Consider the following 23,899-nt stretch of genomic DNA (forward strand, 5'->3'; position numbering starts at 1 on the left):
TTCCCGATTCGGTTGGGGCTGATCACTTCCGGGGGAGGGGCCACATTTTACGTCAAAGGATGCCAGCCTTAAAGTACCAGGCCCCCTGTACAGCACGCCTAGGTAGGGCTATGCACGCATTTGTGGTATTACGAGGGGTCCACTTTTATTGCACGGCCAGTCTGTCGGGAAAGCCAAATTCGTTTCGGCCGCATGATCGACCATCCGTTGGCTATCCAAAGCCCTATGCCTAACAGCGTAATTGCCATACCAAGTGTGCGGTATGGGGTATCAAAGCGAGCAATCAAAACGTAGCGCCCAGCTGGCAACTGCCAACCGCGGAAACCCTTTACGTCAACGGGAAAGATGTCTTTCGCCCCGCCCGACCAACCGCAGTCATCACAGAGCAGTCGCGCGGACCATCCCTTGGCGTAGATTTCGTTCTCCACAACTGCTGTGGGCACGCCCAGGTCAATCTGATACCGAATCTCGGTCGTCCCATACGCCGAACATACTGCGTCCACGCGTGGAGCCTTGGACAAATCTGCGTCGTGCGTACGATGAAGGTCGGATACCGCAACCATGGTCCATGGAAGCATTGCGAAGCCCCGCAGATCATCGGAGCCGAGGATGCTCTGCTGGCGTTGGAATTTCATCGGCCCAGAATAGTCTTGCATAAAGTATTGACCACTGTAGTAGCCGCTCCAGGGAAAGCGGTCCGCGGTGGGTAACGGAACGTCATGGCGCGGACCGCGGCATGTCTCGGTACGCAACTGACGCTTCAACGCTTCGCGTGTATCAGAAAACTTCCCCGCAATTGATTCGACCCATGCAGTACCGTCTTGCGCCGGCGGCGCAAAATACCTCTCGGTCCACGTCACGCACATCCAGTGCGATATTGCAACTGTCGCCAACGCAGGCATCACCACCCCTCTTCCTGACTGCAAGAACACGGGAGACAGCGCCACGATCGTCAGGACCGCAGTGATGGCAATCGGGATCATGACACCATTCTGATTCACCCTGGCAACGAGCAGCGTGCTGGCGATGTACGCTGCAACAATGGCGGAGAATATTATCAACAATGGCTCCAGGCTCTTTTTTATGAAAAGACTGCAAAGAAAATTCAAGCCCAGTGCAAGAATCGCCAGCCACCTAATGACGCTTATTACCTCCGCTCGCGCCGGCGTAGGCATGACATTCAAGAGATAGCTCGAATACCAAATAAAAACGGCACCAACAACGAAAACCAACGGCTCGAGGGTCCAGCCAAGCAATCTTGCCGCGAATCTGTTCAGGATAGCTGCCACCCCGACAAGCAAGACCATCAGCAGGGCAATGTGGTCTTCTTTCGCATAGGCGCGCTCGAGATTCAGTGCATGCACGCCATACCATACAAAAATCCCGAACAACAATAGCCAAATGATCCCGCCTTTTTTCCCACCATGACGATCATCCAACACTGTCACCGCCGCGAGAATAGCGACGAGGCCAATGAGGGCTCGGTAGTCGGCCATCACAAACCGGCTCAAGCCGAGAGGTGGAATCATTAACACGAGAATCTGGTGCAGCGGCCCGGCTGCCATCAGCAATGCGATCAGCCCGGAAATCAATGGCCACATCATGCGGCGACGAACCTCGACGATGCCCATTAAAAATAGCGCGACAACCGGAAACCCGACAAAGAACGATCGCATTGAAATATCATGCCCGAAATACGAATTATTTATCGGGAATGCGAACGAGAGAATGTCGCCAGGTAACATGTAGTCATAAGCGAGTGTCTCAATGGTTTTCGAGCGGGCAATTTCCCCAGAGGAAAGAAACGCCGGCACAAGGGCTATTCCGGCAACCAGCGTTCCTGCAACAAGAGCCACCAGTATCCAAATGCCCACACCAGATACGTCACGTTCCCGAAGCGTGCGTAGCACGCTAACCGTCGCTAGAACGAATAGCGTTGCCATCGCGGTTCCCGGATACCCGCCGGTCCATACAGCAAAAACCCACATTGGCAGAGTGACGACACCAATCATCAATGACGTCGACCTGATTCGCCAATCGGCAAATACCGGGCCGCACAACCATGGCAGAAATGCAAACGCTCTGACAATATCGGGGTGCTGTGAGTTCGAGTAGAAGCCCCCAAAGCATTGATAAAATATCCCCGCCAGCATGGATTCCCGCCACCCCACCCCCAACAGTCGTGCGCAGACGGCCGCGCCGATACTTCCAAGCAGCACGTGCGCGCCTTGCATCACGACAGCGGCATGGATGGTGTATGTTCCGTCAAACAAGGGAAACAGCCAGAATGGAAGATAAAACTCTCCGCTTTGCAGGTTCAGGAACAAGGGATACCCCATACCCTGAAAAGGAATCCAGGCGATCCCTTTGCCCAACTTGACTGCCTCGATCCAGTAGTACGGAATGGCGTGATAAGTCAACAGGAAGTCGTCGGGGAACGCGATGCCATCAAAGTAATGTCGCCAAAAAATCAGGAGATTTTGCCCTGCCAACAACAATAACATAAGGCAACCTCGCACAGGCATCCATAGCTTTGCTTGTGTATCGATACTTCCTTGTCGCAATATTTTCATGAACCTTGGTGCGATTGCGCGATTGAAGAGCCGCAACTGCTTTTATTTGATGAACAGAGTAAGTACGGGAAAGCGCCAAGATTATAGTTTATGTGCTTGCAGGCTCGGGTCATCCTGGCTCGTGACTGACCTGAAGGCCAAAGAGACCCACCGGATTGAGCGTCAAGATCTTGGTGATCGCTTCATCAGCCTGTGGGGAGGGACCTAATCTCGGTAGATGCATTCCCCGCAAAGCACGATGTTCTCCGGGGGCGCTGGCAAGTCCGCGACACTTCGTGAAAGGCGTCTGCCCAGACGGCCTCGGCCAAGCCGCGCCAGCCATAGCTGCTTGCTGCTCGCTGGACGGCTTCCGACTTCCAGATGCGCTCGAACGCCTCAGGATCGAAGTCGGCGCCCGTGATCAGGCTTGTTTGCCTTGGCGTGCTCGCCAGCAAAATTTCCAACTCGTGCCGTACTTCCTCCAGTTGGTCGCCGGCGGGCTCGCACAGCCCGTTCTCCCATCCGTGAAACCCCTTCGATTCGGTGCCCGCGTGTAGTCGATCCATCGCCGCCAAGAGGCCTGTGGCGACCTGCCGGACGCGACCGCTACGGCCGACTATGATGCGATGCGTGGCAGGAATGGGGGATGAGGGGCGTGCTGAAAGCGCTAGGGGCGTGTGAAGCGAAGCACCGGAAGACGGTGGAGGCGTGGCCCGCGCTAGGACGGGGGAGTTGCCCGGCTCACGGTACAATGGCCGCCTCTTATCAGAACCTAGCCGGAAGGGGGCACTTACCATGGGCGCTGTCACAACACGCACGCTCCAAAGGATGGACTGATTCATGGGCGCAATCGCACTGTTCGGCGCACTTGCGTGCTTTTGGTTGGTGGGCGCTAAGCGCGCCGCATTCGTGCTCGCGGGCGTCATGGTGTTGGGTCCCGTTTCGTTCCTCATGAACCGCCAAGGAGGGCAATTAGATGGGAATCATGCGTGGTTCTCCGATCTCATACCGAGTACGCTTGTGGCACGGTTTCATTGCCCAGATGATGGCGAGCCGGTGAAAACCCGCATTTTCACTGAGGAACATGTTGATGCCGAAGTGCACCGCCTTATCAGCACCGGCGTTTGCCAGGCTAAAGCGATCGAACGCATACACACGGGATGGGGGGCGACGTTCGCGCCGGAATATCTCTCCCGCTATGGGCGTCGCGCGCCCTAGCTACGCCACTCAGGGCGAAGAATGCCGGGACCGCTGTGGTTCCCAGCAGTGCTTCCTCCCCAACTCGATCTAGGCATTCCCCGGAGTTTCAGTCCGAGAGGATGGCGCCAGCCTCGCCGTCGAGGGCCTGGATTGACAGGTGCTTCATGCTACGATCCTCCAAACTCCGGAGCGCTCGCCATGGAACTGAAATACAAAGGCCGAGAGATCTCAATCCAGGCCAAAAAGGACTCGGGCGGCCAGTGGGACTGGTCATATGGCATCCGCGGTCACGGACACCGGCACAACACCGGGGCGCTTGCTCCCACGGAATCGGTCGCGATCGATAACGCCTATGCGTGCGCGAAACGGGAGATTGACCAGGCCACTTCAGGCGACGCCAACGACTGACACTTCCTGAATGCCACTAGTGGAGAAAGACATGGATCTCCAAGGTTTCACGTATTACCGCGACCACTGGTATGAAGCATCGGCAACGTCCCTTGGCGTTGGCGGCCCCTGGCAAGGTGAGGTGACCATCTGCGCGAAAGCGGCGGATGGCGCGCCACTCAAGGTCTTCGATCACCATCTTGTTCCGGGCCAGTTCTTCAGCGAAGGCGAGGCATGGCAGCATGCCTCGGACTGGGCCAGGAAGCAGATCGATGCGCGCTTTGGCTAGCACGCGCGCCAGTCGCTGCGCAAGTGCTCATGCCGCACTGCGTTCGGCGATCAGCACGTTCGCGGGAATCTTCAGGTCACGGTGCAGCCGCCGGATCATGGCCAGACTCAGCGCGCGCTTGCCATTGAGCACTTCATATACGCGGTTGAGGTTACCCAGGTACGGTTGCATGTCGCGTGGCGTGAGGCCAGCTTGTTCCATGCGAAAGCGGATCGCGGCGATCGGATCCGGCAGATCCATCGGAAAGTGCCCGGCTTCATACCGTTCCACCAGCATGGAGAGGATTTCCAGCTTGTCGCCCTCAGGCGTGTCGGGCGCAGGGTCTGCGTCGACCAGGGCGGAGACCGCGGCCAGCGCTTCCTGGTAGTCGGCTTCAGTGTGCAGGGGGCGGATATCCATGGTGATCACTCCATTTCCGCGGTGGCGGCGTCTATGCGGTCATAGTCGAGATGGGTGCCGATGAACTTCACGCAGACGACCCCCCAATCGGTATGCGACAGCGACGATAAGCCGGTACTTGTTCCCGCCGAGATTGAAGACCACGCGGTTGCTGCCGACGAAGCTGGCACTGGCGTAGCGTGCCTTGATGTCCCTGGGCGCGGTCCAGGCCGCGCAGCGGGCTTCTTCATGCCAGGCAAGCAGCGGTTGCCTGGCTTCGGGGTGGAACTTGCTGAATTGCAGCAAAGACCCCTTCGCTATGATTCGCATGTGGGCAATGCCAGTCCCAAAATGGGACTGCGGCAAGAGTGGATGAGGGGTCATCTCTGCCGAGCATACCTATGATCAATGCGCGCTAGTCTTCGAAAACAGCTGAATGACGGCGACGCCGGCAATAATCAGACCAATCCCAGCGCAAGCCGCCAGATCCGGCACCTGGCGGTACAGCACCACCGCGATCAGCGACACCAGCACGATCCCGGCCCCACTCCAGATCGCATAGGCAATCCCCACCGGCACTGTCCGCATCACCAGCATCAGCAAATAGAACGCCGCCACATAGCCGGTCACGACCAGCACACTGGGGACCAGGCGCGTAAAACCCTGCGACGCCTTCAGGCTGCTGGTGGCGATGACTTCGGCGACGATGGCGAGGGCGAGGAGCAAGTATCCGTTCATGGGAGCGCATAAATGGGTGGGCCGAAACGGGCCGAAGCCGGCATCTTAGCGCTCCCGCATGTTGCGCCAAAGCCGCGCCCCTCCGTTGCGGTGGTTGTGCAAAGCGGTGATGGAGGATTGAATGTGGCTATAACGAAGAGAACAAGCGGGCGCATGGCCGGCCCGCGGCACAAGTCCTACAGGGCAGTCGCGGTAGTTGGCCCGACCAAGCCGGCACGAACCCCACGATGCCGGCGGCGGGCATGGGTAAGGGGAGCGGTATGCATCACAATGGCATCGACGGCACGGCCGCCTGGACGTCTTCGCAGCCCGGGGACGGGGCGCCCGCGCCGGACGCGAATCCGTGGCAGGACACCATCGCCGCGGCGGACCAAGCACTGGAAGAGGCTTCGCGCATCCAACGCGGCGTGCAGCACAACCTGAAGCTGTTGCAGGAGGTGCGGTCGCTGCGCGAAGAGTTGCGCAAGGCCCATGCGGAGGTCGATCGCTACCGGGGCATGCATGCCCGGGTGGTGGTCAGCATGCGTCAGCTGGACGAAGACCATGTGGGGGAAATGAGCCGGCTCCAGGCGGCGAACGAGATGCTGCAGGTGCGTCATCGCGTCTACAAGCTGATGGCCGAGCACTACGCGCGCGCGGCGTTGAACCTGGATCCGGAAACCTTCGCGGCCCATCGCGACCGCGTGCTGCAGCATGTCTTGTTCCAGCGCCGCAGGGGCGTGTCGTCCGACGATATCGGCTACGCGGACGTGGCTTTCCTGATGCTCTAGCGGCGATGCTCAGGCGGCGCGCCGGCGCAGCACGTGGAACGCCAGCATGCCGCCCACCACGCCCCAGAACGCGGAGCCGACACCCGCCAGGGTCATGCCGGACGCCGTGATCATGAAGGTCAGCAGCGCGGCTTCGCGCTCGGCCGGGATTTGCATGGCCACGGTCAGGCCGTTGGCGATCGAGCCCATCAGTGCGAACGCGGTCACGCCCACCACCAGCGCTTGCGGAAAGGCCGCAAACAGCGCCGCGATGCTGGCCGCCAGCGTGCCCGCGACCAGGTAGCCCACGCCGCAGACCACGGCCGCGGTATAGCGGCGGTTGCGGTCGGGGTCGGCCTGCGGGCCGGTGCAGATGGCGGCGGTGATCGCCGCCAGGTTGACGCCGTGCGAGCCGAACGGCGCCAGCACGGCCGAGGTCAGGCCGGTGATCGAGATCAGGCGCGAGGCCGGCACGTGGTAGCCGTCGGCTTGCAGCACGGCCAGCCCGGGGATGTTCTGCGAGGCCAGCGCCACGATGAACAGCGGAACCGCCATGCTGACCAAGGCTGACAGCGAGAATGCCGGCGTGGTCCACACCGGCACCGCCAACGCCAGCCGCACGCCCGAGAAATCGAGCTGGCCGAGCACGCCGGCGACCACCGCCCCGGTCAGCAGCACCCCTGGCACCGCATAGGCCGGCCACAGGCGCCGCCCGAGCAGGTAGGCGGCGAACATCGCCAGCAGCAGCACGGTCTGGTGCTGCGCCTGCACGAACACATCCACGCTGATGCGGAACAGGATGCCGGCGAGCAGGGCTGACGCGATGCTGGCGGGCAGGGCGCGCATCAGCTTGTCGAACCACCCGGTCATGCCGGCCGCGGCCATCATCAGCCCGGCCAGCAGGAAGGCGCCGATGGCTTCCGCGTAGGGCACGCCGGGCAGGCTGGCGATCAGCAGCGCCGCGCCGGGCGTGGACCAGGCCACCACGATCGGCACGCGCAGCGCCAGCGACAGGCTGATGGTGGTGATCCCCATTCCCATCGACAGCGCCCAGATCCAGGACGAAATCTGGGCATCGGTCAGGTGGGCGGCGTGGCCGGCCTGGATCATCAGCACCAGCGAACTGGTATAGCCGGTGAGCGTGGCGACCAGCCCGGCGACCAGCGCGGACACGGACAGGTCGGACAATTTCAGCGAAGCGGTGGTCATGAAGGTGGCAGCAGGCCATTGGCACGGCCGACATCTTCGCATGAGTGCCTTGGTCGTACCAATTTGCCGCGGCGGCGTCCAGAAATCGCGGTTGACGGGGCTTTCCCTTACGGACTTTTCCGACTGGAGCGGGCAGGGGGGGCGTTGTTATGCTGGCTTCGTGCCTTGCGAGCAGGGCACCGAGGAGAGACTCTTGGGCCCGCAGTGCGCGGGCCCTTCTTTTTTGGGGCCAGCCTTGGCCCGGCCCCGGTCGTCTACAATGCGGGCTGCCGTGCCACGCCAGCCCTGGCTGCCAGGCCGTCCCTCCTTTCCCTCGTCGTCTCGTCTTTTTCCCATGGCCCTGTTTTCCATTACCGACGCCCAGCTTGCCTTCGGGCACGTGGCCCTGCTCGATCACACCGACTTTTCGCTGGAGGCCGGCGAGCGCGTGGGTTTGATCGGGCGCAACGGTTCGGGCAAGTCCTCGCTGCTGAAGATCGTGGCGGGGCTGTCGGCGCCCGACGACGGGCTGATCGCGCGCCAGAGCGGCGTGACCAGCGCCTACGTGCCGCAGGAGCCGCAGTTCGAGGCGGGCATCACCGTGTTCGACGCGGTCTCGCAGGGCATGGGCGATGCGCACGACTTGCTGGTGCGCTACGAGGCCGCCGCCGACCGCGTCGCCGAGAACCACGACGACGAAGCCGCGCTGGCCGAATTGCACCGGCTGCAGTCCGAGCTCGACGCCGCCGGCGCCTGGCAGCTGCGCACCCGCGTGGAAACCACGCTGGCGCGCCTGGGGCTGGATTCGCACACGCGCGTCGAGGCACTGTCCGGTGGCCTGCAGAAACGCGTGGCGCTGGCGCAGGCGCTGGTGGTCGAGCCCGACATCCTGCTGCTGGACGAGCCCACCAACCACCTCGATGTGGAAGCGATCCGCTGGCTGGAAGACCTGCTGCTGGGCTTCCGCGGCAGCGTGCTGCTGATCACCCACGACCGCGCCTTCCTCGACCGCGTCGCCACCCGCATCATCGAACTGGACCGCGGCCGGCTGGTGTCCTTCCCCGGCAACTTCGCCGCCTACCAGGCGCGCAAGGAAGAGATGCTTGCCGCCGAGCAGGTCGAGCAGGCCAAGTTCGACAAGCTGCTGGCGCAGGAAGAGGTGTGGATCCGCAAGGGGGTGGAGGCGCGCCGCACGCGCAGCGTGTCGCGCATCCAGCGCCTGGTGGCGATGCGCAACGAGCGCGCCGCGCGGCGCGAGGTGCAGGGCAATGTCAGGCTGGAGGTGTCGCAGGCCGACCGCTCCGGCAAGATCGTGGCCGAGCTGACCGACGTCAGCAAGGCCTACGGCGACAAGGTGGTGGTGCGCGACTTCACCGCCACCATCATGCGCGGCGACAAGGTCGGCCTGATCGGCCCCAACGGCGCCGGCAAGACCACGCTGCTGCGGCTGATCCTGGGCGAACTGGCGCCGGACAGCGGCACCGTGCGCAACGGCAGCAACCTGCAGGTGGCGTACTTCGACCAGATGCGCACCGCGCTGGACCTGGAGCGCTCGCTGGCCGACACCATCAGCCCGGGCAGCGACTGGGTCGAGGTCAACGGCCAGCGCAAGCATGTGATGAGCTACCTGGGCGACTTCCTGTTCGCGCCGGAGCGCGCGCGTTCGCCGGTCAAGTCGCTGTCTGGTGGCGAGCGCAACCGGCTGCTGCTGGCGCGCCTGTTTGCGCGCCCGGCCAATGTGCTGGTGCTGGACGAGCCGACCAACGATCTCGACATCGACACGCTGGAACTGTTGGAAGAACTGCTGCAGGACTATGGCGGCACCGTGTTCCTGGTCTCGCACGACCGCGCCTTCCTGGACAACGTGGTGACCTCGACCCTGGCCGCCGAGGGCGATGGCGTGTGGCGCGAGTCGGTGGGCGGGTATTCCGACTGGGTCGAGCAGTCGGCCCGCAGCGCGGCGCTGCAAGCGGCGCGCAAGCCGGAGCAGAAGGCGGCAGAGCCGGTAAAGGGCAAGGATTCGCGCGAAGCGCGCGGCGCCAATCGTACGGTCAAGCTGTCGTACAAGGAGCAGCGCGAACTGGACGGCCTGCCGGAGCGCATTGCCGCGCTGGAAACCGAGCAGAAGGTGATCTCGGCACAGCTCGCGGACGGCTCGCTCTATGTCAGCGATGCGCCCAAGGCCGCGCAGCTGGGCACGCGGCACGACGAGATCGAGATGGAACTGCTGGAAGCGCTGGAGCGCTGGGAAGTGCTGGAGGCGAAGTCGAAGGGCGAGGGGGCCTGAGGTCAGGCAAGCCGACCCTCACCCGCACCAGGCCAACACCATGTTGGTCAGGTCGACCATGAACCCCGGCCGCAGGTAACCCACGAACCCAAGCGCCAGCACCCCGACCAGTACCGCCAGCCCGGCTGCCTTCATCACGCGCGCTTGGGTCGTGCTCATCATGCCGCCGCCGGCTGCGCGCGCACCAGCGCCTGCTCGCGGATCGGCAGGTTCACCAGCGCGGCCACCACGCCCAGCGCGATCGCGATCAGCCACACGGTGTTGTAGCCGCCGGTGCGGTCGTAGAGGAAGCCGCCCAGCCAGGCACCCAGGAAACTGCCGATCTGGTGCGAGAAGAACACCACGCCCGATAGCATCGACAGGTATTTCACGCCGAACACCTGGGCGATGATGCCGTTGGTCAGCGGCACCGTGGACAGCCACAGGAAGCCCATGACCGCCGCGAACACCCAGGTGCTGGCCACCGTCAGCGGCAGCAGCAGGTAGCTGGCGATCACCACCGAGCGCGTCACGTAGATGGCGGACAGCAGGTAGCGCTTGGGCAGGCGCTGCCCCAGCGCACCCGCGGTATAGGTGCCGAATACATTGAACAGCCCGATCAGCGCCAGCGCCACGACGGCGACTTTTGGGTCGGTCAGGCCCTGGTCCTTCAGGTAGGGCGCCAGGTGCACGCCGATAAACACCACCTGGAAGCCGCACACGAAGTAGCCCAGCGTCAGCAGCTGGAAGTTGCGGTTGCCGAAGGCTTCGTGCACGGCCTGGCCGATGGTCTGGTGGTGGCCGCCGGTGTGGGCCGCTTCGCGCGGCTCGCGCAGCGTCAGCGCCAGCGGCAGCATCACGCAGGCCATCAACGCCATTACATAGAGGGCGTTCTGCCAGCCCAGCCCGGAGATCAGGCCCTGTTCCACCGGGATCATCAGGAACTGGCCGAAGGAGCCGGCCGCGGCGGCGATGCCCATGGCCCAGACCCGCTTCTCGGGGCTGGCCACACGGCCGATCACGCCGTAGACGATGCTGTAGGTGGTGCCGGACTGGGCGATGCCGATCATCACGCCGGCACCGGTGGCAAAGGCGGTGCCGCTGGTGGCCAGCGCCATCACCACCAGCCCGGCCACGTACAGCGCCACGCCGACCAGCATGATGCGCAGCGCGCCGAACTTGTCGGCGAGCGCCCCGGCAAAGGGCTGGCTGGCGCCCCACATCAGGTTCTGCAGCGCCAGCGCGAAGGCGAAGGTCTCTCGGTTCCAGCCATGGGCCTGGGTGATCGGCAGGTTGAACAGGCCGAAGCCGTGCCGGATGCCCATTGAAAGGGTCACGAGCAGCCCACCGCACACAAGTACGGTGGTCAGGGAGAGTTGTCGGTTCTGCATGTCTTGGCTCGATGTGCGGCAGTCCCGCCGGGTAAGCGCGGTGCCGACAGGGATTGTGTGCTTGTTGTTGTCCATGCCGGGACGGCAATCGGGCTTGCCGGGGCCGGGTGCTGGCGAGTTTACTCCGGCTCGGGAAAACGCGTACGGCGCTGCCCGCGCTGCCGGCGCCCTGGCAAAAAGTGGCGGCGGCCCGGCAAAACCGGCGCCAGCGCGGGTCGGCAGGCCAAGCGCCTTTTTGGCGGGATTGCCGTCGCCCGCTTCCATTACAATGCAGTGCCCGGTGCCCCGGCGCGTGCACAGTTGTGCGCCTCATGGCAGCCGGGACCATCACTTTCGTAGCGACTCCATGGCGAGCAAAACCAGTCAGTACAGCGAATCTTCCATCCGGGTCCTGAAGGGCCTGGAGCCGGTCAAGCAGCGTCCCGGCATGTACACCCGGACCGACAACCCCCTGCATATCGTGCAGGAGGTGATCGACAACGCATCGGACGAGGCCCTCGGCGGCCACGGCTCCGAGATCCTGGTGACCCTGCATCGCGACGGCAGCCTCAGCGTGGAAGACGACGGCCGCGGCATCCCGGTGGGCATCCACCCGGAAGAAGGCGTGCCGGTGGTCGAGATCGTCTTCACCCGGCTGCACGCCGGCGGCAAGTTCGACAAGGGCAAGGGCGGTGCCTATGCCTTCTCGGGCGGCCTGCACGGCGTGGGCGTGTCGGTGACCAATGCCTTGTCGACGCAGCTGGACGTGACCGTGTGGCGCGACAGCATGTGCTCGACGCTGACCTTCTCCGGCGGCGACGTGACCGTGCCGCTGGCCTCGCGCAAGATCGAGCGGGGCGAGAAGAAGAGCGGCACCCGCGTGCAGGTGTGGCCGGATGCCAGGTATTTCGACTCGGCCGCGATCCCGCTGGCCGAGCTGCAGCGCCTGCTGCGCAGCAAGGCGGTGCTGCTGCCCGGCGTCAAGGTCACGCTGGTGACCGAGAAGACCGGCGAGCGCCAGACCTGGCAGTACGACCAGGGCCTGAAGGGCTACCTGGTCGAGGCGCTGGCGCAGGGCAGCGGCGCGGAATTGGTGATCCCGATGTTCGAGGGCGAGCATTTTGCCGACCCCGACGCCAATCCCGGCGATGAAGGCTTTGCCGACGGCGAAGGCGCCTCCTGGGTGGTGGCCTGGACCGAAGACGGCGCGCCGGTGCGCGAGTCCTACGTCAACCTGATCCCGACGCCGGCCGGCGGCACGCATGAATCCGGCCTGCGCGAAGGGCTGTTCCAGGCGGTCAAGAGCTTTATCGAGATGCACGCGCTGCAGCCCAAGGGCGTCAAGCTGATGAGCGAAGACGTGTTTGCGCGCGCCTCGTTCGTGCTCTCGGCCAAGGTGCTGGACCCGCAGTTCCAGGGCCAGATCAAGGAACGCCTGAACAGCCGCGACGCGGTGCGGCTGGTCTCCACCTTCAGCCGTCCGGCGCTGGAGCTGTGGCTGAACCACCATGTCGAGTACGGCAAGAAGCTGGCCGAGCTGGTGATCCGCCAGGCCCAGGCGCGCACGCGCGCGGCGCAGAAGGTCGAAAAGAAAAAAGGCTCCGGCGTGGCGGTGCTGCCCGGCAAGCTGACCGATTGCGAGTCCACCGACGTGACCCGCAACGAACTGTTCCTGGTCGAGGGCGACTCGGCCGGCGGCTCGGCCAAGATGGGCCGCGACAAGGAGTTCCAGGCCATCCTGCCGCTGCGCGGCAAGGTGCTCAATACCTGGGAGACCGAGCGCGACCGTCTCTTTGCCAACAACGAGGTGCACGACATCGCGGTGGCGATCGGCGTGGACCCGCACGGCGCCAACGACGAGCCCGACCTGTCCAACCTGCGCTACGGCAAGATCTGCATCCTGTCCGACGCGGACGTGGACGGCGCGCATATCCAGGTGCTGCTGCTGACGTTGTTCTTCCGGCACTTCCCCAAGCTGATCGAGACCGGCAACGTCTTTGTGGCGCGTCCGCCGCTGTTCCGCGTCGATGCGCCCGCGCGCGGCAAGAAACCGGCGCAGAAGCTGTACGCGCTGGACGAAGGCGAGCTGCTGGCCATCCAGGACAAGCTGCTCAAGGACGGCGTCAAGGAAAACTCGTGGCAGATTTCCCGCTTCAAGGGCCTGGGCGAAATGAGCGCCGAGCAGCTCTGGGAAACCACCATGAACCCCGACACGCGGCGCTTGCTGCCCGTGTCGCTGGGCGAATACGACCTGCCGCAGACCGTCGAGATGATGAATATGCTGATGGGCAAGGGCGAGGCCGCACAGCGCCGCAGCTGGCTGGAAGAGAAGGGCAACGAGGTCGAGGCCGATATCTGAGCGAAACCTGAGCGGAAAGCGGCGGCCGGTGATTGGGTAGATAATCCCCCAGTCTGCCTGGCCGTCATTCCCGACGGCCGCCAACGGACAGTAATCTGGAACGCACGATGACGACGAGAACTCCCGGCAAACCATGGCGCAAGGCGGCGGCAGCCGTCGTGGCGCTGGCCGGGCTCGCCTTCGTGCCGGCGGCGCATGCCGAGCTGTGGGGCTTTATCGATGCCGATGGCGTGGCGCACTTTGCCGACCAGAAGCTCGACGCGCGCTACAAGCTGTTCATGAAGGATGGCGGCAAGCTGGATACCGCGCGCCTGGCGGCGCGGCAGTCGCAGGCGGCCGCTGGCGCTGACATCGACCTGGAGCAGCACAAGCTGTACCGCTACGTCGTCAACCATCCCAATATCAAGACCGTCGAGCCGCTGATCCACCAGATCGCCGGCAAGCAGGATGTCGATCCCGCGCTGGTCAAGGCGGTGATGGCGGTCGAGTCGGGCTTCAACCCGGGCGCGGTGTCGCCCAAGGGCGCGATCGGCCTGATGCAGGTGATCCCCGACACCGGCGCGCGCTTTGGCGTGAACGCCGATGCGCGCCGAAGCATCGAGCAGAAGCTGGCCGATCCACGCACCAATATCACCGCGGGCGTGCGCTACCTGAGCTGGCTGATGCAGCTGTTCCCGAACAACCTGGAGCTGGTGCTGGCTGCCTATAACGCCGGCGAGGGCGCGGTGCAGCGCTACAACAACCGCATTCCGCCTTACCCGGAGACCCGGCAGTATGTCAGCACCGTGCTGCAGTTTTACCGGCTGTACCAGCCGCAGCAGGGCGCGGTGCTCAGGCGCGCCAGCGCCAGCGCGGACGGCCCGCGCGTGAAGATGGTCATCGGCGGGCGCCGCGCCATGCCCTGACCGGCATACCCGAACAACAAGCAACCCGGCGCGCCGGCAGTTCAACGTGGCGCGCCGAATTCTTGCCTACCCATGGAACAACAAGACATCACGTTTCAACCTGAAGAGCCGGCCGATTCGCTGACGCTGGCGCGCTACGCCGAGCGCGCCTACCTGGACTACGCCGTCAGCGTGGTCAAGGGCCGCGCGCTGCCCGAGGTGGCCGACGGCCAGAAGCCGGTGCAGCGCCGCATCCTGTTCGCGATGCACGAGATGGGCCTGCGCGCCGACGCCAAGCCGGTCAAGTCCGCGCGCGTGGTCGGCGACGTGCTGGGCAAGTTCCACCCGCATGGCGACCAGTCCGCCTACGACGCGCTGGTGCGCCTGGCGCAGGACTTCTCGCTGCGCTACCCGCTGATCGACGGCCAGGGCAACTTCGGCTCGCGCGATGGCGACGGCGCGGCGGCGATGCGCTACACCGAAGCGCGCCTGACGCCGATCTCGCGGCTGCTGCTCGATGAGATCGATGAAGGCACGGTCGATTTCGCCCCCAACTACGACGGCTCGATGCAGGAGCCCAGGCTGCTGCCGGCGCGGCTGCCGTTCGTGCTGCTCAACGGCGCCTCGGGCATCGCGGTGGGCATGGCGACCGAGATCCCGCCGCACAACCTGCGCGAAGTCGCCGCGGCCACCGTGGCGATGATCCGCAATCCCAATATCACGCTGGCCGAGCTGCTGGCGCTGATGCCGGGGCCGGACTACCCGGGCGGCGGCCAGATCATTTCGCCGGCGTCCGATATCGCCCAGATCTACGAGGGCGGCCGCGGCAGCCTGAAGGTGCGCGCGCGCTGGACCATCGAGGAGATGGCGCGCGGCCAGTGGCAGCTGGTGGTGACCGAGCTGCCGCCGAACACCTCGGCGCAGAAGGTGCTGGAAGAGATCGAGGAAATCACCAACCCCAAGATCAAGACCGGCAAGAAGGCGCTGACGCAGGACCAGCAGCAGCTCAAGGCCACCGTGCTGGCAGTGCTGGATGCGGTGCGCGACGAATCGGGCAAGGATGCGCCGGTGCGGCTGGTGTTCGAGCCCAAGAGCAAGAACGTCGGCCAGCAGGAGTTCATCCATACGCTGCTGGCGCATACCAGCCTGGAGTCGGGCGCGCCGATCAACCTGGTGATGATCGGCACCGACGGGCGCCCGCGCCAGAAGGGCCTGCGCGAGATCCTGTCGGAGTGGATCGCGTTCCGCTTCGACACCGTCACGCGCCGCACGCGCCACCGCCTGGGCAAGGTCGAGGACCGCATCCATATCCTCGAAGGCCGGATGCTGGTGCTGCTCAATATCGACGAGGTGATCCGCATCATCCGCGAGAGTGACGAGCCCAAGCCGGCGCTGATCGAGGCCTTCGGCCTGAGCGACCGCCAGGCCGAGGACATCCTCGAAATCCGGCTGCGCCAGCTGGCGCGCCTGGAAGCGATCCGGATCGAAAAGGAACTCAAGGAACTGCGCGAGGAGCAGGCCGACCTGGATGTGCTGCTCAAGTCCGAGACCATGATGCGCCGCCGCATCATCAAGGAGATCGAGACCGACGCCAAGCAGTACAGCCCGGAAGACAAGGACCCGCGCCGCACGCTGATCCAGGAAGAGCGCCGCGCCGCGGCCGAAGTGCGCGTGATCGACGAGCCGGTGACGGTGGTGATGTCGCAGAAGGGCTGGGTGCGCACGCGCCAGGGCCATGGCCACGACGCGCAGCAGTTCACCTTCAAGGCCGGCGACGCGCTCTACGGCACCTTCGAATGCCGTACCGTCGACGTGCTGCTGGTCTTCGGCACCAACGGCCGGGTCTATTCCGTGCCGGTCGCCAGCCTGCCTGGCGGGCGCGGCGACGGGGTGCCCATCACCACGCTGATCGAGTTGCAGTCCGGCAGCCAGGTCGCGCACACCTTTGCCGGCAGCGCGGAGCAGCGCATGCTGATCGCCACCGCGGGCGGCAATGGCTTCCAGACCAAGGTCGGCGATATGATCAGCCGGCAGAAGGGCGGCAAGTCGTTCCTGACGCTGGATGACGGCGACACGCCGCTGGCGCCGGCGCCGATCGGCGACGAGGCCACGCATGTGGCCTGCCTGTCCGGCAACGGCCGCCTGCTGCTGGTGGCGCTCGATGAAGTGAAGGTGCTGTCCGCCGGCGGGCGCGGCGTGATCCTGATCGAGCTGGAACCCAAGGAGAAGCTGCTGCAGGCGGTGGGCGTCGGCGCGCCGGGGCTGATGCTCTCGGGCGCGGGGCGCGGCGGCAAGCCGACCTCGCAGAAGCTGGCAGGCGTGGCCTTGCAGGCCTACGTTGGCAAGCGCGCGCGCAAGGGCAAGGCGATCGAGGCCAAGCTCAAGGAGCCGCGCATCGATCCGGTGCGCGTGGAGCCGCCGGCTGGCGGCAATTGATTAGCTGAATCGTCAGCCCAGGCGAATGTTTGCTCCCCTCTCCCGCAAGCGGGAGAGGGGAGCAAACCAGCGACTCAATCCACTCCCACAAATCCCCCGGTCTGATGCGCCCACAGCCGCGCATACAGCCCGCCGTGCGCCAGCAATTGCGCGTGCGTGCCGCTTTCCACGATATGGCCGTTGTCCAGCACCACCAGCCGGTCCATGCGCGCAATCGTCGACAGCCGGTGGGCGATGGCGATCACGGTCTTGCCCTGCATCAGCGTTTCCAGGCTTTCCTGGATTGCCGCTTCCACTTCCGAATCCAGGGCCGAGGTGGCTTCGTCCAGGATCAGGATCGGCGCATTCTTGAGCAGCACGCGCGCGATGGCAATGCGCTGGCGCTGTCCGCCTGACAGCTTCACGCCGCGCTCGCCGACCTGTGCCTCCAGCCCGGTATTGCCGTGGGCGTCGACCAGGTGCGGGGTGAATTCGTCGGCGCGGGCGCGGTGCAGGGCTTGCTGCAGTTCAGCCTCGGTACTGGAGGGTTTGCCGTAGAGCAGGTTCTCGCGGATCGACCGGTGCAGCAGCGAGGTGTCCTGCGTGACCATGCCGATCTGTGCGCGCAGGCTTTCTTGCGTGACCGCGGCGATGTCCTGGCCGTCGATCAGGATGCGGCCGCGCTCGACGTCGTAGAGTCGCAGCAGCAGGTTGACCAGCGTCGACTTGCCGGCGCCGGAGGGGCCGACCAGCCCGATCTTCTCGCCCGGGCGCACCGTCAGGTCCACGCCTTCGATGACGCCTGAGCCCTTGCCATAGTGGAATCCCACCCGCTCGAAGCGGACCTCGCCATGGGTGACGCGCAACGGCTTCGCGTCGGCGCGGTCGGTCACCACGCGCGGCACGGCTATCGTCTTCATGCCGTCCTGCACCTGGCCGACGTTTTCGAAGATGCCGTTGACCACCCACATGATCCAGCCGGACATATTGTTGATGCGGATCACCAGCCCGGTGGTGAGTGCAATCGCGCCGGTGGTGACGTGCCCCTCGCTCCACAGCCACAGGGCCAGCCCCGTGGTGCCGGCAATCAGCGCGCCGTTCATGGCGGTGATGGTGATGTCCATGCCGCTGATCATGCGTCCGGCCAGCCGCGACTTCTCGGTCTGCTCGGACATGGCGTCGCGCGCATAGTCTTCCTCGTGACGGGTGTGGGCGAACAGCTTGAGTGTGGTGATATTGGTGTAGCCGTCGACGATACGCCCCATCAGCCGGGAACGCGATTCCGTGGCGACCACCGAACGCTGCTTCACGCGCGGCACGAAGTGGAGCAGGGCGGCCACGTAGCACGCGATCCACAGCAGCAGCGGGATCATTAGCCGCCAGTCGGCCTGCGCGAACAGCACCAGCGAGCTGATCGCGTAGATCACCACGTGCCAGATTGCGTCCACCGCCTGCACCGCGGAATCGCGCAGCGAGAAGCCGGTCTGCATGATGCGCTGCGCGATGCGCCCGGCAAAATCATTCTGGAAGAACGACAGGCTCTGCTTGAGCACGTAGCGGTGGTTCTGCCAGCGGATCAGGTTGGCCAGGCCGGGGTTGATGACCTGGTGCACAAGGACGTCGTGCAGGCCGAAGAAGATCGGGCGCAGCAGCAGCGCCACCACGGCCATCCACAGCAGCTCGTTGCGATGCCGGCTGAAGAACTCCGCGCCTGGCGTGGTCTGTGCCATGTCGACCAGCCGGCCGAGGAAGCTGAACAGCGCCACCTCGATCAGTGCGCCGACCAGACCCACCAGCAACAGCAGCGCGAACACACCCCACACTTCGCGCAGGTACCAGGCATAAAAGCGCCAGACCTGGCCGGGCGGCTCGTGGTCGGGCATGCCCCGGAAGGGGTCGATCAGTCTTTCCAGGCGACGCAACATGGCAGGTTTCCCGTTGTGCCCGGCGCGCCCCGGCGTCTTCGTGGGAGGTGGGGGCGCGCGTGCGGCGGATCAGACACAACATGATACGCGCCTTGCACAATGGAAAAGCCCCGCCAGGGGCGGGGCCTTGTCAGAACCGCAGTGCGGAAACTTCTGAATGGTCAGGGATGGTGGATCACCATATGCGTGAACGGCGGCACATAGGCCTGCAGCGTCACGAACAGGCCCACCAGGATCGCCAGCACGATCGAGTGGAAGAACACGTAGCGCAGGATGTCGCCTTCGTGGCCATACCACTTGGTCGCGGTCGAGGCCACCACGATGGACTGCGCATCGATCATCTTGCCCATCACGCCGCCTGAGCTGTTGGCCGAGGCCATCAGCACCGGCGACAGGCCCAGCTGCTCCGCCGTGGTCTTCTGCAGGCCGCCGAACAGCACGTTCGAGGCCGTGTCCGAACCGGTCAGCGCCACGCCCAGCCAGCCCAGCATGGTGCCGAACAGCGGATAGAACACGCCGGTGTGGGCGAAGGCCAGGCCCAGCGTGGCATCCAGGCCCGAGTAGCGGGTCAGGTAGCCGACGCCGAACATCGCGCAGATGGTCAGCAGCGAGTAGCGCACCAGCTTGATGGTTTCCCAGTATTCCTTGAACAGGCGCGGCACCGAGTAGCCCATCAGCAGGCCGCCGGCGATGGCCGAGACAAAGATGCCGGTGCCGGCCATCGACAGCACGTTGAAGTTGAAGACCGCGCCTTCGATGACGTCCTTGGGCACGACCGGCGGCACCTTGACGATGGCCTTGTCCAGCCCCGGGATCGGGAATTTCCACGCCCACAGGCTATCCATCAGCTTCTTGAACTCGGGCACGCCCCAGACAAAGACGAACACCGTCAGGATCACCCACGGCATCCAGGCCTTGGCCACCGAGATGCCGGCCGAGGCGGCGCTGGCGCGGGCATCGGCTTCGAGCGCTTCGGGATGGTCGACCTTGGAGTCGTCGTGGCGGCCCAGGATCCTGGTCGAGGTCCAGATCTCCTTCGGATGCCAGACCTTCAGGAACAGCGTCAGCGAGCCCATCGACACCAGCGCGGCGATCACGTCCACCAGCCACGGTCCGTGGTAGTTCGACACCAGGAACTGCGGGATCGCAAAGCTCACGCCCGCCACCAGGATCGCCGGCCAGATCGCCAGCATGCCGCGGAAGCCGGCAAAGGCCCAGATCAGCCAGAACGGCACGATCACGGAGAAGAACGGCAGCTGGCGGCCGATCATGGCCGACAGGTCGAGCAGGTCCAGCCCGGTCACCGACGCCAGGCCGATGATCGGGGCGCCCAGCGCGCCGTAGGCCACCGGCGCCGTGTTGGCGATCAGCGCCAGGCCCGAGGCGGCCAGCGGCGAGAAGCCCAGGCCGATCAGGATGGCACCGGTCACGGCCACCGGTGTGCCGAAGCCGGCCGCGCCCTCGAAGAAGGCGCCGAAGCTGAACGCCACCAGCAGCAGCTGCAGGCGGCGGTCCTCGGTGATGCCGGAGATCGAGTTCTGCAAGACCTTGAATGACCCGTTAAGGGTTGTCAGCCGGTGCAGGAAGATGATGTTCAGCACGATCCAGCCGATCGGGAACAGCCCGGATACGATGCCCAGCCCCGCTGCCTTGCCGGCCATTGCCGCCGGCATGCCGAACACCGTGGAGGCGACCACGATGCCGATCAGCAACGCCAGCCCCGCCGCCAGGTGGGCCTGCATATGAAAGAACGCCAGCGCTGCCAGCAGCACGGCGACGGGAATGCCCGCGGCAATGGTCGACAGCGCCATATTGCCTAGCGGGTCATAGACTTGACTCCACACGATCGATGTCCTCCTCAGGTTGGCTCAGGCGCCGGGACGATCTGCGTGCCCTCGGCGCCGTGCATGCGCTTTGCCCCGGCGAGCGGCATCCGCCGCGCGCGGGAAAGAACCAGCGATTGTAGGAACGGGTTCCGTGTTCGCTGTCGTATATTGCGTCATGCCTGGCATGAGCCACATTCAGGGATCAGGGTTTCCCTGGGGGGCATTGCGGCGCACGTGGTGCCTTCCAGGCACTCCGGCGAGAGTACTCTAAACGGCGCCTGTTGCAAAAGTCTGCGTGCCTGCCACCGGCTTGCATGACCGGCCCGGCAGCCATGCCCGGGGCTGGCACAAGCGCCGGCGCTCGGCGCATACTGGCGGGCGTCATGCCGCGGGCGCGCTGCCGCCCGCATCCAACCATTGAATGAGGCTGCCCATGACCGAATTCCTTCCCCCCTGGCCTTTGCTGACCGCATTCGTGCTGGCCAGCCTGGCGCTGGCCATCACGCCCGGCCCGGCCGTGGTCTACATTGTCACGCGCACCCTGGCGCAGGGCCGGCAGGCCGGGCTGGCCTCGATCGGCGCGGTGGCGCTGGGCAACCTGGGCAACGCGATCGGCGCCTCGCTGGGGCTGGCGGTGCTGTTCTCGGTATCGGCGCTGGCGTTTTCGGTGGTCAAGTACGCAGGGGCGGCCTACCTGATCTGGCTGGGCATCCGCGCCTTGCGTGGCGGCGCCGCGGCGGCTGACGGCGGCACGGTTGAAGCAGCGCCACGCAGCCTGCGCCAGGTGGTGCGCGACGGCTTCGTGGTGGCGCTGCTCAATCCCAAGACCGCGATCTTCTTTGCCGCTTTCCTGCCGCAGTTCATGAACCCGGCAGGCTCGGCGCTGACGCAGAGCCTGGCACTGGGCGTGGCCTTCGTGCTGATCGCCGCGACCACGGACGCCTGCTACGTGATGGCCGCCGCCGCGGTGATGCCGGCACTGCGCCGCGCCGGCAGGGCGCGCGCGCTCGGCCGCTACCTGACCGGCGCGGCGTTTATCGGGCTGGGGCTATTTACCGCGGCGTCGGGCTCGCGCGCGGCGAAGTAAGGCAGGACGGCAGGAAAGAAAAAACTGCCGCGGCTCAGCGCAGCGGCAGTTCCAGGATGCCGTCCGCGGCGGGGCGGGCGCGCATTGCGCTCAACCAGCGCTCCAGGTTGGGGCGCGACTGGTGCTTGAGCGGCAGCCCCATCCAGCGGTGCGCGGCGCAGGCCAGCGAGATGTCGGCCATGGTGAAGCGGTCGCCGCCGATGAACTCGCGCCCGGCCAGCGCCTTGTCCAGCAGTTCGGCCAGCGGCTCGGTGCGCTCGCACGATGCCTTGATGGCAGCCTCGTCGCGCTCCGCCTTCGGCTTGCGCACCAGGTTCAGGAACGCCGTCACCATGGCCGGGCTGAAGGCGGTGGTCTGCCAGTCCATCCAGCGGTCGGCCGAGGCGCGTGCCTTGACGTCCTCGGGCCACAGCGTGCCTTCGCCGTAGCGCGCGCACAGGTACCGCACGATCGCATTGGATTCCCACAGCACGAAGGGCTCGCCGCCGACATCGGTGCCGCGGAAATCCTCGATCACGGGGATCTGGCGGTTCGGGTTCAGGCGCACATAGGCCTCGGTGTCGAGGTCGCCCTTGGTCACACCGATATCCACGCGCTCATGGTCCAGGTGCAGCTCGCGCGCGCACCAGACCACTTTCTGCACGTTGATGGAGGAGAGTCGGCCCCAGATACGCAACATTTCGGCTCCAGTGATGATGCGCGCCCGGGCTTCAGGCCGCGCGCGGTTGCCTGGCGGCGGCCGCGGCGATGGCTTCGCGGAACAGCTCGCCAAGGATGGCCACGCCCTGCTCGATGCGCTCTGCCGACACCGTGACGAAGGCCAGGCGCAGCGCGTTGCGCTTCGGGTTGCTGGCGTAGAACGGCGCGCCCGGCACATAGGCCACGTTGCGCTTCACGGCTTCTTCCAGGATCACCATGCTGTCCAGGCCCTCGGGCAGCTCCATCCAGATGAACATGCCGCCTTCGGGCTCGTTCCAGGTCACGCCCTTGGGCATATGGCGCTTGAGCGCATCCAGCATGTACTGGCACTGCTTGCCGTAGAGCTCGCGGATGGTCGGGATATGCGTGTCGAGCAGGCCGTCGCGGATGGTCTCGTAGGCCACGCGCTGGGTGAAGGTCGGCGTGTGCAGGTCAGACGCCTGCTTGGCCTGGCACAGCTTGAAGTGCAGCTCGGGCGGGGCGATCACGTAGCCCAGGCGCATGCCGGGGGCCAGGATCTTCGAGAACGAGCCCATGTAGATCACGCCGTCCGGATTCATCGACAGCAGGCTGGGCAGTTGGTCGCCGGTGTAGCTGAGCGCGCCGTAGGGATCGTCCTCGACCAGCAGCACGCCCTGTTCCTTGGCGCGGGCCACCAGCGCCTCGCGGCGTTCCAGCGGCAGGCGGCGCCCGGTCGGGTTCTGGAAGTTGGGCAGGGCGTACAGGAAGCGCGCGCCGGCGGTCAGCTCGGGCGTCAGCGCCTCGGGCAGCAGGCCCTTGTCATCGCTGGGGATCGAGACGAACTCAGGTTCGAACAGCGAGAACGCCTGCAGCGCGCCGAGGTAGCTGGGGGTTTCCACCAGCACCTTGCTGCCCGGGTCGATCATCACCTTGGCGATCAGGTCCAGTGCCTGCTGCGAGCCGGTGGTGATCAGCACGCGCTCGACCGGCGCGCCATGGCGCCTGGCGACGAACTCGCGCAGCGGCAGGTAGCCTTCGGTCGCGGCGTATTGCAGCGCCGCCTGCGGGTTGTCGGCGAATACGCGGGCCGTCGCTGCCTCCATGGCCGCTACCGGGAACGAGGCCGGCGACGGCAGGCCGCCGGCGAACGAAATGACTTCCGGACGCTCGGTGACCTTCAGGATTTCGCGGATGGCCGAGCTGGTCAGTTGCTGTGCCCGGCGGGAGATGGCCCATTTCATGATGTGTCTCTTGTGGTCTGGGGGAGTTCTGGGCTGAGCGGCAAGCCTGCCGCTCAGTCAACGATAAATAGTCGTGCGCCCTTCGGCGAGGACGAACGGTGCGCTTCCGCCTGGTCGGCTACCTGGTAGCTGGTGCCCGCGCCGAGCACGAACTGCCGGCCGTCTTCCAGCTCGGTATGGAGCTCGCCGTCCAGCACGAACAGGATATGGCCCTTGCTGCACCAGTGGTCGGCCAGGTAGCCCGGCGAATATTCGACCATGCGCACGCGGATGTCGCCGAACTGGCGCGTGCGCCAGGTGGCCTCGCCCTGCTCGCCGGGGTGGCGGGTCGGCGCGATGGCCGACCAGTCGGTGGTGCCGAAGGGCAGGTTGTCGATGCGCATGC

The 23,899-nt window shown here is 65.2% G+C and carries 20 protein-coding genes and 1 pseudogene; 9 read left to right on the forward strand and 12 right to left on the reverse strand.

Annotated features, from left to right (window positions below; translation table 11 throughout):
- Window positions 1-128: 128 nt before the first annotated feature.
- Window positions 129-2,504: a hypothetical protein gene (locus C265_RS05345; RefSeq protein ID WP_010813581.1), complete on the reverse strand. Its 2,376-nt coding sequence runs from the start codon at window positions 2,502-2,504 to the stop codon at window positions 129-131.
- Between the two features lie 888 nt (window positions 2,505-3,392).
- On the opposite strand from C265_RS05345, the gene C265_RS32110 reads away from it, so the two are divergent.
- The 3 genes from C265_RS32110 to C265_RS05360 all read left to right on the forward strand — a co-directional run bounded on the left by C265_RS32110 (window position 3,393) and on the right by C265_RS05360 (window position 4,428).
- The gene (locus C265_RS32110) at window positions 3,393-3,770 is read left to right on the forward strand and encodes a hypothetical protein (protein WP_010813579.1); all 378 of its coding nucleotides are present in this window, start codon (window positions 3,393-3,395) and stop codon (window positions 3,768-3,770) included.
- Window positions 3,771-3,950: 180 nt separating this feature from the next.
- Entirely contained in the window at window positions 3,951-4,160 is a 210-nt protein-coding gene (locus C265_RS05355) for a hypothetical protein (RefSeq protein ID WP_010813578.1), read from the forward strand.
- A gap of 31 nt (window positions 4,161-4,191) precedes the next feature.
- On the forward strand, window positions 4,192-4,428 hold the full coding sequence (locus tag C265_RS05360; RefSeq protein ID WP_010813577.1) for a hypothetical protein: 237 nt from the start codon (window positions 4,192-4,194) through the stop codon (window positions 4,426-4,428).
- A 27-nt stretch (window positions 4,429-4,455) separates the two neighbouring features.
- Here the strand turns inward: C265_RS05360 and C265_RS05365 are convergent, their stop codons facing one another.
- The 3 genes and pseudogenes from C265_RS05365 to C265_RS05370 form a co-directional block, all read right to left on the reverse strand.
- Window positions 4,456-4,827 carry a type II toxin-antitoxin system HigA family antitoxin gene (locus C265_RS05365; RefSeq protein ID WP_010813576.1) on the reverse strand — a complete coding sequence of 124 codons (372 nt, stop codon included), beginning with the start codon at window positions 4,825-4,827 and terminating at the stop codon, window positions 4,456-4,458.
- Window positions 4,828-4,832: 5 nt separating this feature from the next.
- Window positions 4,833-5,136 (reverse strand): annotated as a pseudogene (locus tag C265_RS31230) (type II toxin-antitoxin system HigB family toxin).
- Window positions 5,137-5,211: 75 nt separating this feature from the next.
- Window positions 5,212-5,544 carry a multidrug efflux SMR transporter gene (locus C265_RS05370; protein WP_010813574.1) on the reverse strand — a complete coding sequence of 111 codons (333 nt, stop codon included), beginning with the start codon at window positions 5,542-5,544 and terminating at the stop codon, window positions 5,212-5,214.
- Between the two features lie 260 nt (window positions 5,545-5,804).
- Between C265_RS05370 and C265_RS05375 the strand changes: the two genes are divergently transcribed.
- Window positions 5,805-6,314, forward strand: coding sequence for a hypothetical protein (locus tag C265_RS05375; RefSeq protein WP_010813573.1), 510 nt, complete (start codon window positions 5,805-5,807; stop codon window positions 6,312-6,314).
- Window positions 6,315-6,323: 9 nt separating this feature from the next.
- Here C265_RS05375 and C265_RS05380 read toward each other — a convergent pair whose 3' ends face one another.
- Window positions 6,324-7,502: a benzoate/H(+) symporter BenE family transporter gene (locus C265_RS05380; RefSeq protein ID WP_010813572.1), complete on the reverse strand. Its 1,179-nt coding sequence runs from the start codon at window positions 7,500-7,502 to the stop codon at window positions 6,324-6,326.
- 334 nt (window positions 7,503-7,836) lie between these two features.
- Between C265_RS05380 and C265_RS05385 the strand changes: the two genes are divergently transcribed.
- A complete protein-coding gene (locus C265_RS05385; protein ID WP_010813571.1) occupies window positions 7,837-9,768 on the forward strand; it encodes an ATP-binding cassette domain-containing protein in 1,932 nt (643 codons plus the stop codon).
- A gap of 18 nt (window positions 9,769-9,786) precedes the next feature.
- On the opposite strand, the gene C265_RS32470 is transcribed toward C265_RS05385, so the two are convergent.
- Both C265_RS32470 and C265_RS05390 read right to left on the reverse strand, forming a co-directional pair.
- A complete protein-coding gene (locus C265_RS32470; RefSeq protein WP_168163303.1) occupies window positions 9,787-9,930 on the reverse strand; it encodes a hypothetical protein in 144 nt (47 codons plus the stop codon).
- Window positions 9,927-11,138 carry an MFS transporter gene (locus C265_RS05390; RefSeq protein ID WP_037023614.1) on the reverse strand — a complete coding sequence of 404 codons (1,212 nt, stop codon included), beginning with the start codon at window positions 11,136-11,138 and terminating at the stop codon, window positions 9,927-9,929. Before C265_RS05390 ends, C265_RS32470 begins: the two co-directional genes overlap by 4 nt.
- 346 nt (window positions 11,139-11,484) lie before the next feature.
- Between C265_RS05390 and C265_RS05395 the strand changes: the two genes are divergently transcribed.
- The 3 genes from C265_RS05395 to parC all read left to right on the forward strand — a co-directional run bounded on the left by C265_RS05395 (window position 11,485) and on the right by parC (window position 16,796).
- Window positions 11,485-13,476 carry a DNA topoisomerase IV subunit B gene (locus tag C265_RS05395; RefSeq protein ID WP_010813568.1) on the forward strand — a complete coding sequence of 664 codons (1,992 nt, stop codon included), beginning with the start codon at window positions 11,485-11,487 and terminating at the stop codon, window positions 13,474-13,476.
- A 107-nt stretch (window positions 13,477-13,583) separates the two neighbouring features.
- On the forward strand, window positions 13,584-14,381 hold the full coding sequence (locus C265_RS05400) for a lytic transglycosylase domain-containing protein (RefSeq protein ID WP_010813567.1): 798 nt from the start codon (window positions 13,584-13,586) through the stop codon (window positions 14,379-14,381).
- A 72-nt stretch (window positions 14,382-14,453) separates the two neighbouring features.
- On the forward strand, window positions 14,454-16,796 hold the full coding sequence (parC, locus tag C265_RS05405) for a DNA topoisomerase IV subunit A (RefSeq protein ID WP_010813566.1): 2,343 nt from the start codon (window positions 14,454-14,456) through the stop codon (window positions 16,794-16,796).
- Between the two features lie 74 nt (window positions 16,797-16,870).
- Here parC and C265_RS05410 read toward each other — a convergent pair whose 3' ends face one another.
- The gene (locus tag C265_RS05410) at window positions 16,871-18,700 is read right to left on the reverse strand and encodes an ABC transporter ATP-binding protein (protein ID WP_010813565.1); all 1,830 of its coding nucleotides are present in this window, start codon (window positions 18,698-18,700) and stop codon (window positions 16,871-16,873) included.
- 161 nt (window positions 18,701-18,861) lie between these two features.
- Window positions 18,862-20,544 carry an L-lactate permease gene (locus C265_RS05415; protein ID WP_010813564.1) on the reverse strand — a complete coding sequence of 561 codons (1,683 nt, stop codon included), beginning with the start codon at window positions 20,542-20,544 and terminating at the stop codon, window positions 18,862-18,864.
- 415 nt (window positions 20,545-20,959) lie between these two features.
- Between C265_RS05415 and C265_RS05420 the strand changes: the two genes are divergently transcribed.
- Window positions 20,960-21,613, forward strand: coding sequence for a LysE family translocator (locus C265_RS05420; RefSeq protein WP_010813563.1), 654 nt, complete (start codon window positions 20,960-20,962; stop codon window positions 21,611-21,613).
- A 34-nt stretch (window positions 21,614-21,647) separates the two neighbouring features.
- Here C265_RS05420 and C265_RS05425 read toward each other — a convergent pair whose 3' ends face one another.
- From C265_RS05425 to C265_RS05435, 3 genes are read right to left on the reverse strand one after another with little or no spacing between them, the layout of a single operon-like run.
- A complete protein-coding gene (locus C265_RS05425) occupies window positions 21,648-22,292 on the reverse strand; it encodes a glutathione S-transferase family protein (protein WP_010813562.1) in 645 nt (214 codons plus the stop codon).
- Between the two features lie 31 nt (window positions 22,293-22,323).
- Window positions 22,324-23,514 carry a PLP-dependent aminotransferase family protein gene (locus tag C265_RS05430; RefSeq protein ID WP_010813561.1) on the reverse strand — a complete coding sequence of 397 codons (1,191 nt, stop codon included), beginning with the start codon at window positions 23,512-23,514 and terminating at the stop codon, window positions 22,324-22,326.
- A gap of 53 nt (window positions 23,515-23,567) precedes the next feature.
- Window positions 23,568-23,897: a DHCW motif cupin fold protein gene (locus C265_RS05435; RefSeq protein ID WP_010813560.1), complete on the reverse strand. Its 330-nt coding sequence runs from the start codon at window positions 23,895-23,897 to the stop codon at window positions 23,568-23,570.
- Window positions 23,898-23,899 lie beyond the last annotated feature (2 nt).

Source organism: Cupriavidus sp. GA3-3, from assembly GCF_000389805.1.
GTDB classification, from domain to species: domain Bacteria; phylum Pseudomonadota; class Gammaproteobacteria; order Burkholderiales; family Burkholderiaceae; genus Cupriavidus; species Cupriavidus necator_D.

What these genes read in the sequence shown, in the direction of transcription:
- C265_RS05435 (WP_010813560.1), bottom strand. Translation starts at nt 23,897, where the DNA reads ATGCGCATCGACAACCTGCCCTTCGGCACCACCGACTGGTCGGCCATC.
- C265_RS05375 (WP_010813573.1), top strand. Translation starts at nt 5,805, where the DNA reads ATGCATCACAATGGCATCGACGGCACGGCCGCCTGGACGTCTTCGCAG.
- C265_RS05385 (WP_010813571.1), top strand. Translation starts at nt 7,837, where the DNA reads ATGGCCCTGTTTTCCATTACCGACGCCCAGCTTGCCTTCGGGCACGTG.
- C265_RS05430 (WP_010813561.1), bottom strand. Translation starts at nt 23,514, where the DNA reads ATGAAATGGGCCATCTCCCGCCGGGCACAGCAACTGACCAGCTCGGCC.
- C265_RS05345 (WP_010813581.1), bottom strand. Translation starts at nt 2,504, where the DNA reads ATGTTATTGTTGTTGGCAGGGCAAAATCTCCTGATTTTTTGGCGACAT.
- C265_RS32110 (WP_010813579.1), top strand. Translation starts at nt 3,393, where the DNA reads ATGGGCGCAATCGCACTGTTCGGCGCACTTGCGTGCTTTTGGTTGGTG.
- C265_RS05410 (WP_010813565.1), bottom strand. Translation starts at nt 18,700, where the DNA reads ATGTTGCGTCGCCTGGAAAGACTGATCGACCCCTTCCGGGGCATGCCC.
- C265_RS32470 (WP_168163303.1), bottom strand. Translation starts at nt 9,930, where the DNA reads ATGATGAGCACGACCCAAGCGCGCGTGATGAAGGCAGCCGGGCTGGCG.
- C265_RS05395 (WP_010813568.1), top strand. Translation starts at nt 11,485, where the DNA reads ATGGCGAGCAAAACCAGTCAGTACAGCGAATCTTCCATCCGGGTCCTG.
- C265_RS05380 (WP_010813572.1), bottom strand. Translation starts at nt 7,502, where the DNA reads ATGACCACCGCTTCGCTGAAATTGTCCGACCTGTCCGTGTCCGCGCTG.
- C265_RS05360 (WP_010813577.1), top strand. Translation starts at nt 4,192, where the DNA reads ATGGATCTCCAAGGTTTCACGTATTACCGCGACCACTGGTATGAAGCA.
- C265_RS05420 (WP_010813563.1), top strand. Translation starts at nt 20,960, where the DNA reads ATGACCGAATTCCTTCCCCCCTGGCCTTTGCTGACCGCATTCGTGCTG.
- C265_RS05400 (WP_010813567.1), top strand. Translation starts at nt 13,584, where the DNA reads ATGACGACGAGAACTCCCGGCAAACCATGGCGCAAGGCGGCGGCAGCC.
- parC (WP_010813566.1), top strand. Translation starts at nt 14,454, where the DNA reads ATGGAACAACAAGACATCACGTTTCAACCTGAAGAGCCGGCCGATTCG.
- C265_RS05370 (WP_010813574.1), bottom strand. Translation starts at nt 5,544, where the DNA reads ATGAACGGATACTTGCTCCTCGCCCTCGCCATCGTCGCCGAAGTCATC.
- C265_RS05355 (WP_010813578.1), top strand. Translation starts at nt 3,951, where the DNA reads ATGGAACTGAAATACAAAGGCCGAGAGATCTCAATCCAGGCCAAAAAG.
- C265_RS05365 (WP_010813576.1), bottom strand. Translation starts at nt 4,827, where the DNA reads ATGGATATCCGCCCCCTGCACACTGAAGCCGACTACCAGGAAGCGCTG.
- C265_RS05425 (WP_010813562.1), bottom strand. Translation starts at nt 22,292, where the DNA reads ATGTTGCGTATCTGGGGCCGACTCTCCTCCATCAACGTGCAGAAAGTG.
- C265_RS05390 (WP_037023614.1), bottom strand. Translation starts at nt 11,138, where the DNA reads ATGCAGAACCGACAACTCTCCCTGACCACCGTACTTGTGTGCGGTGGG.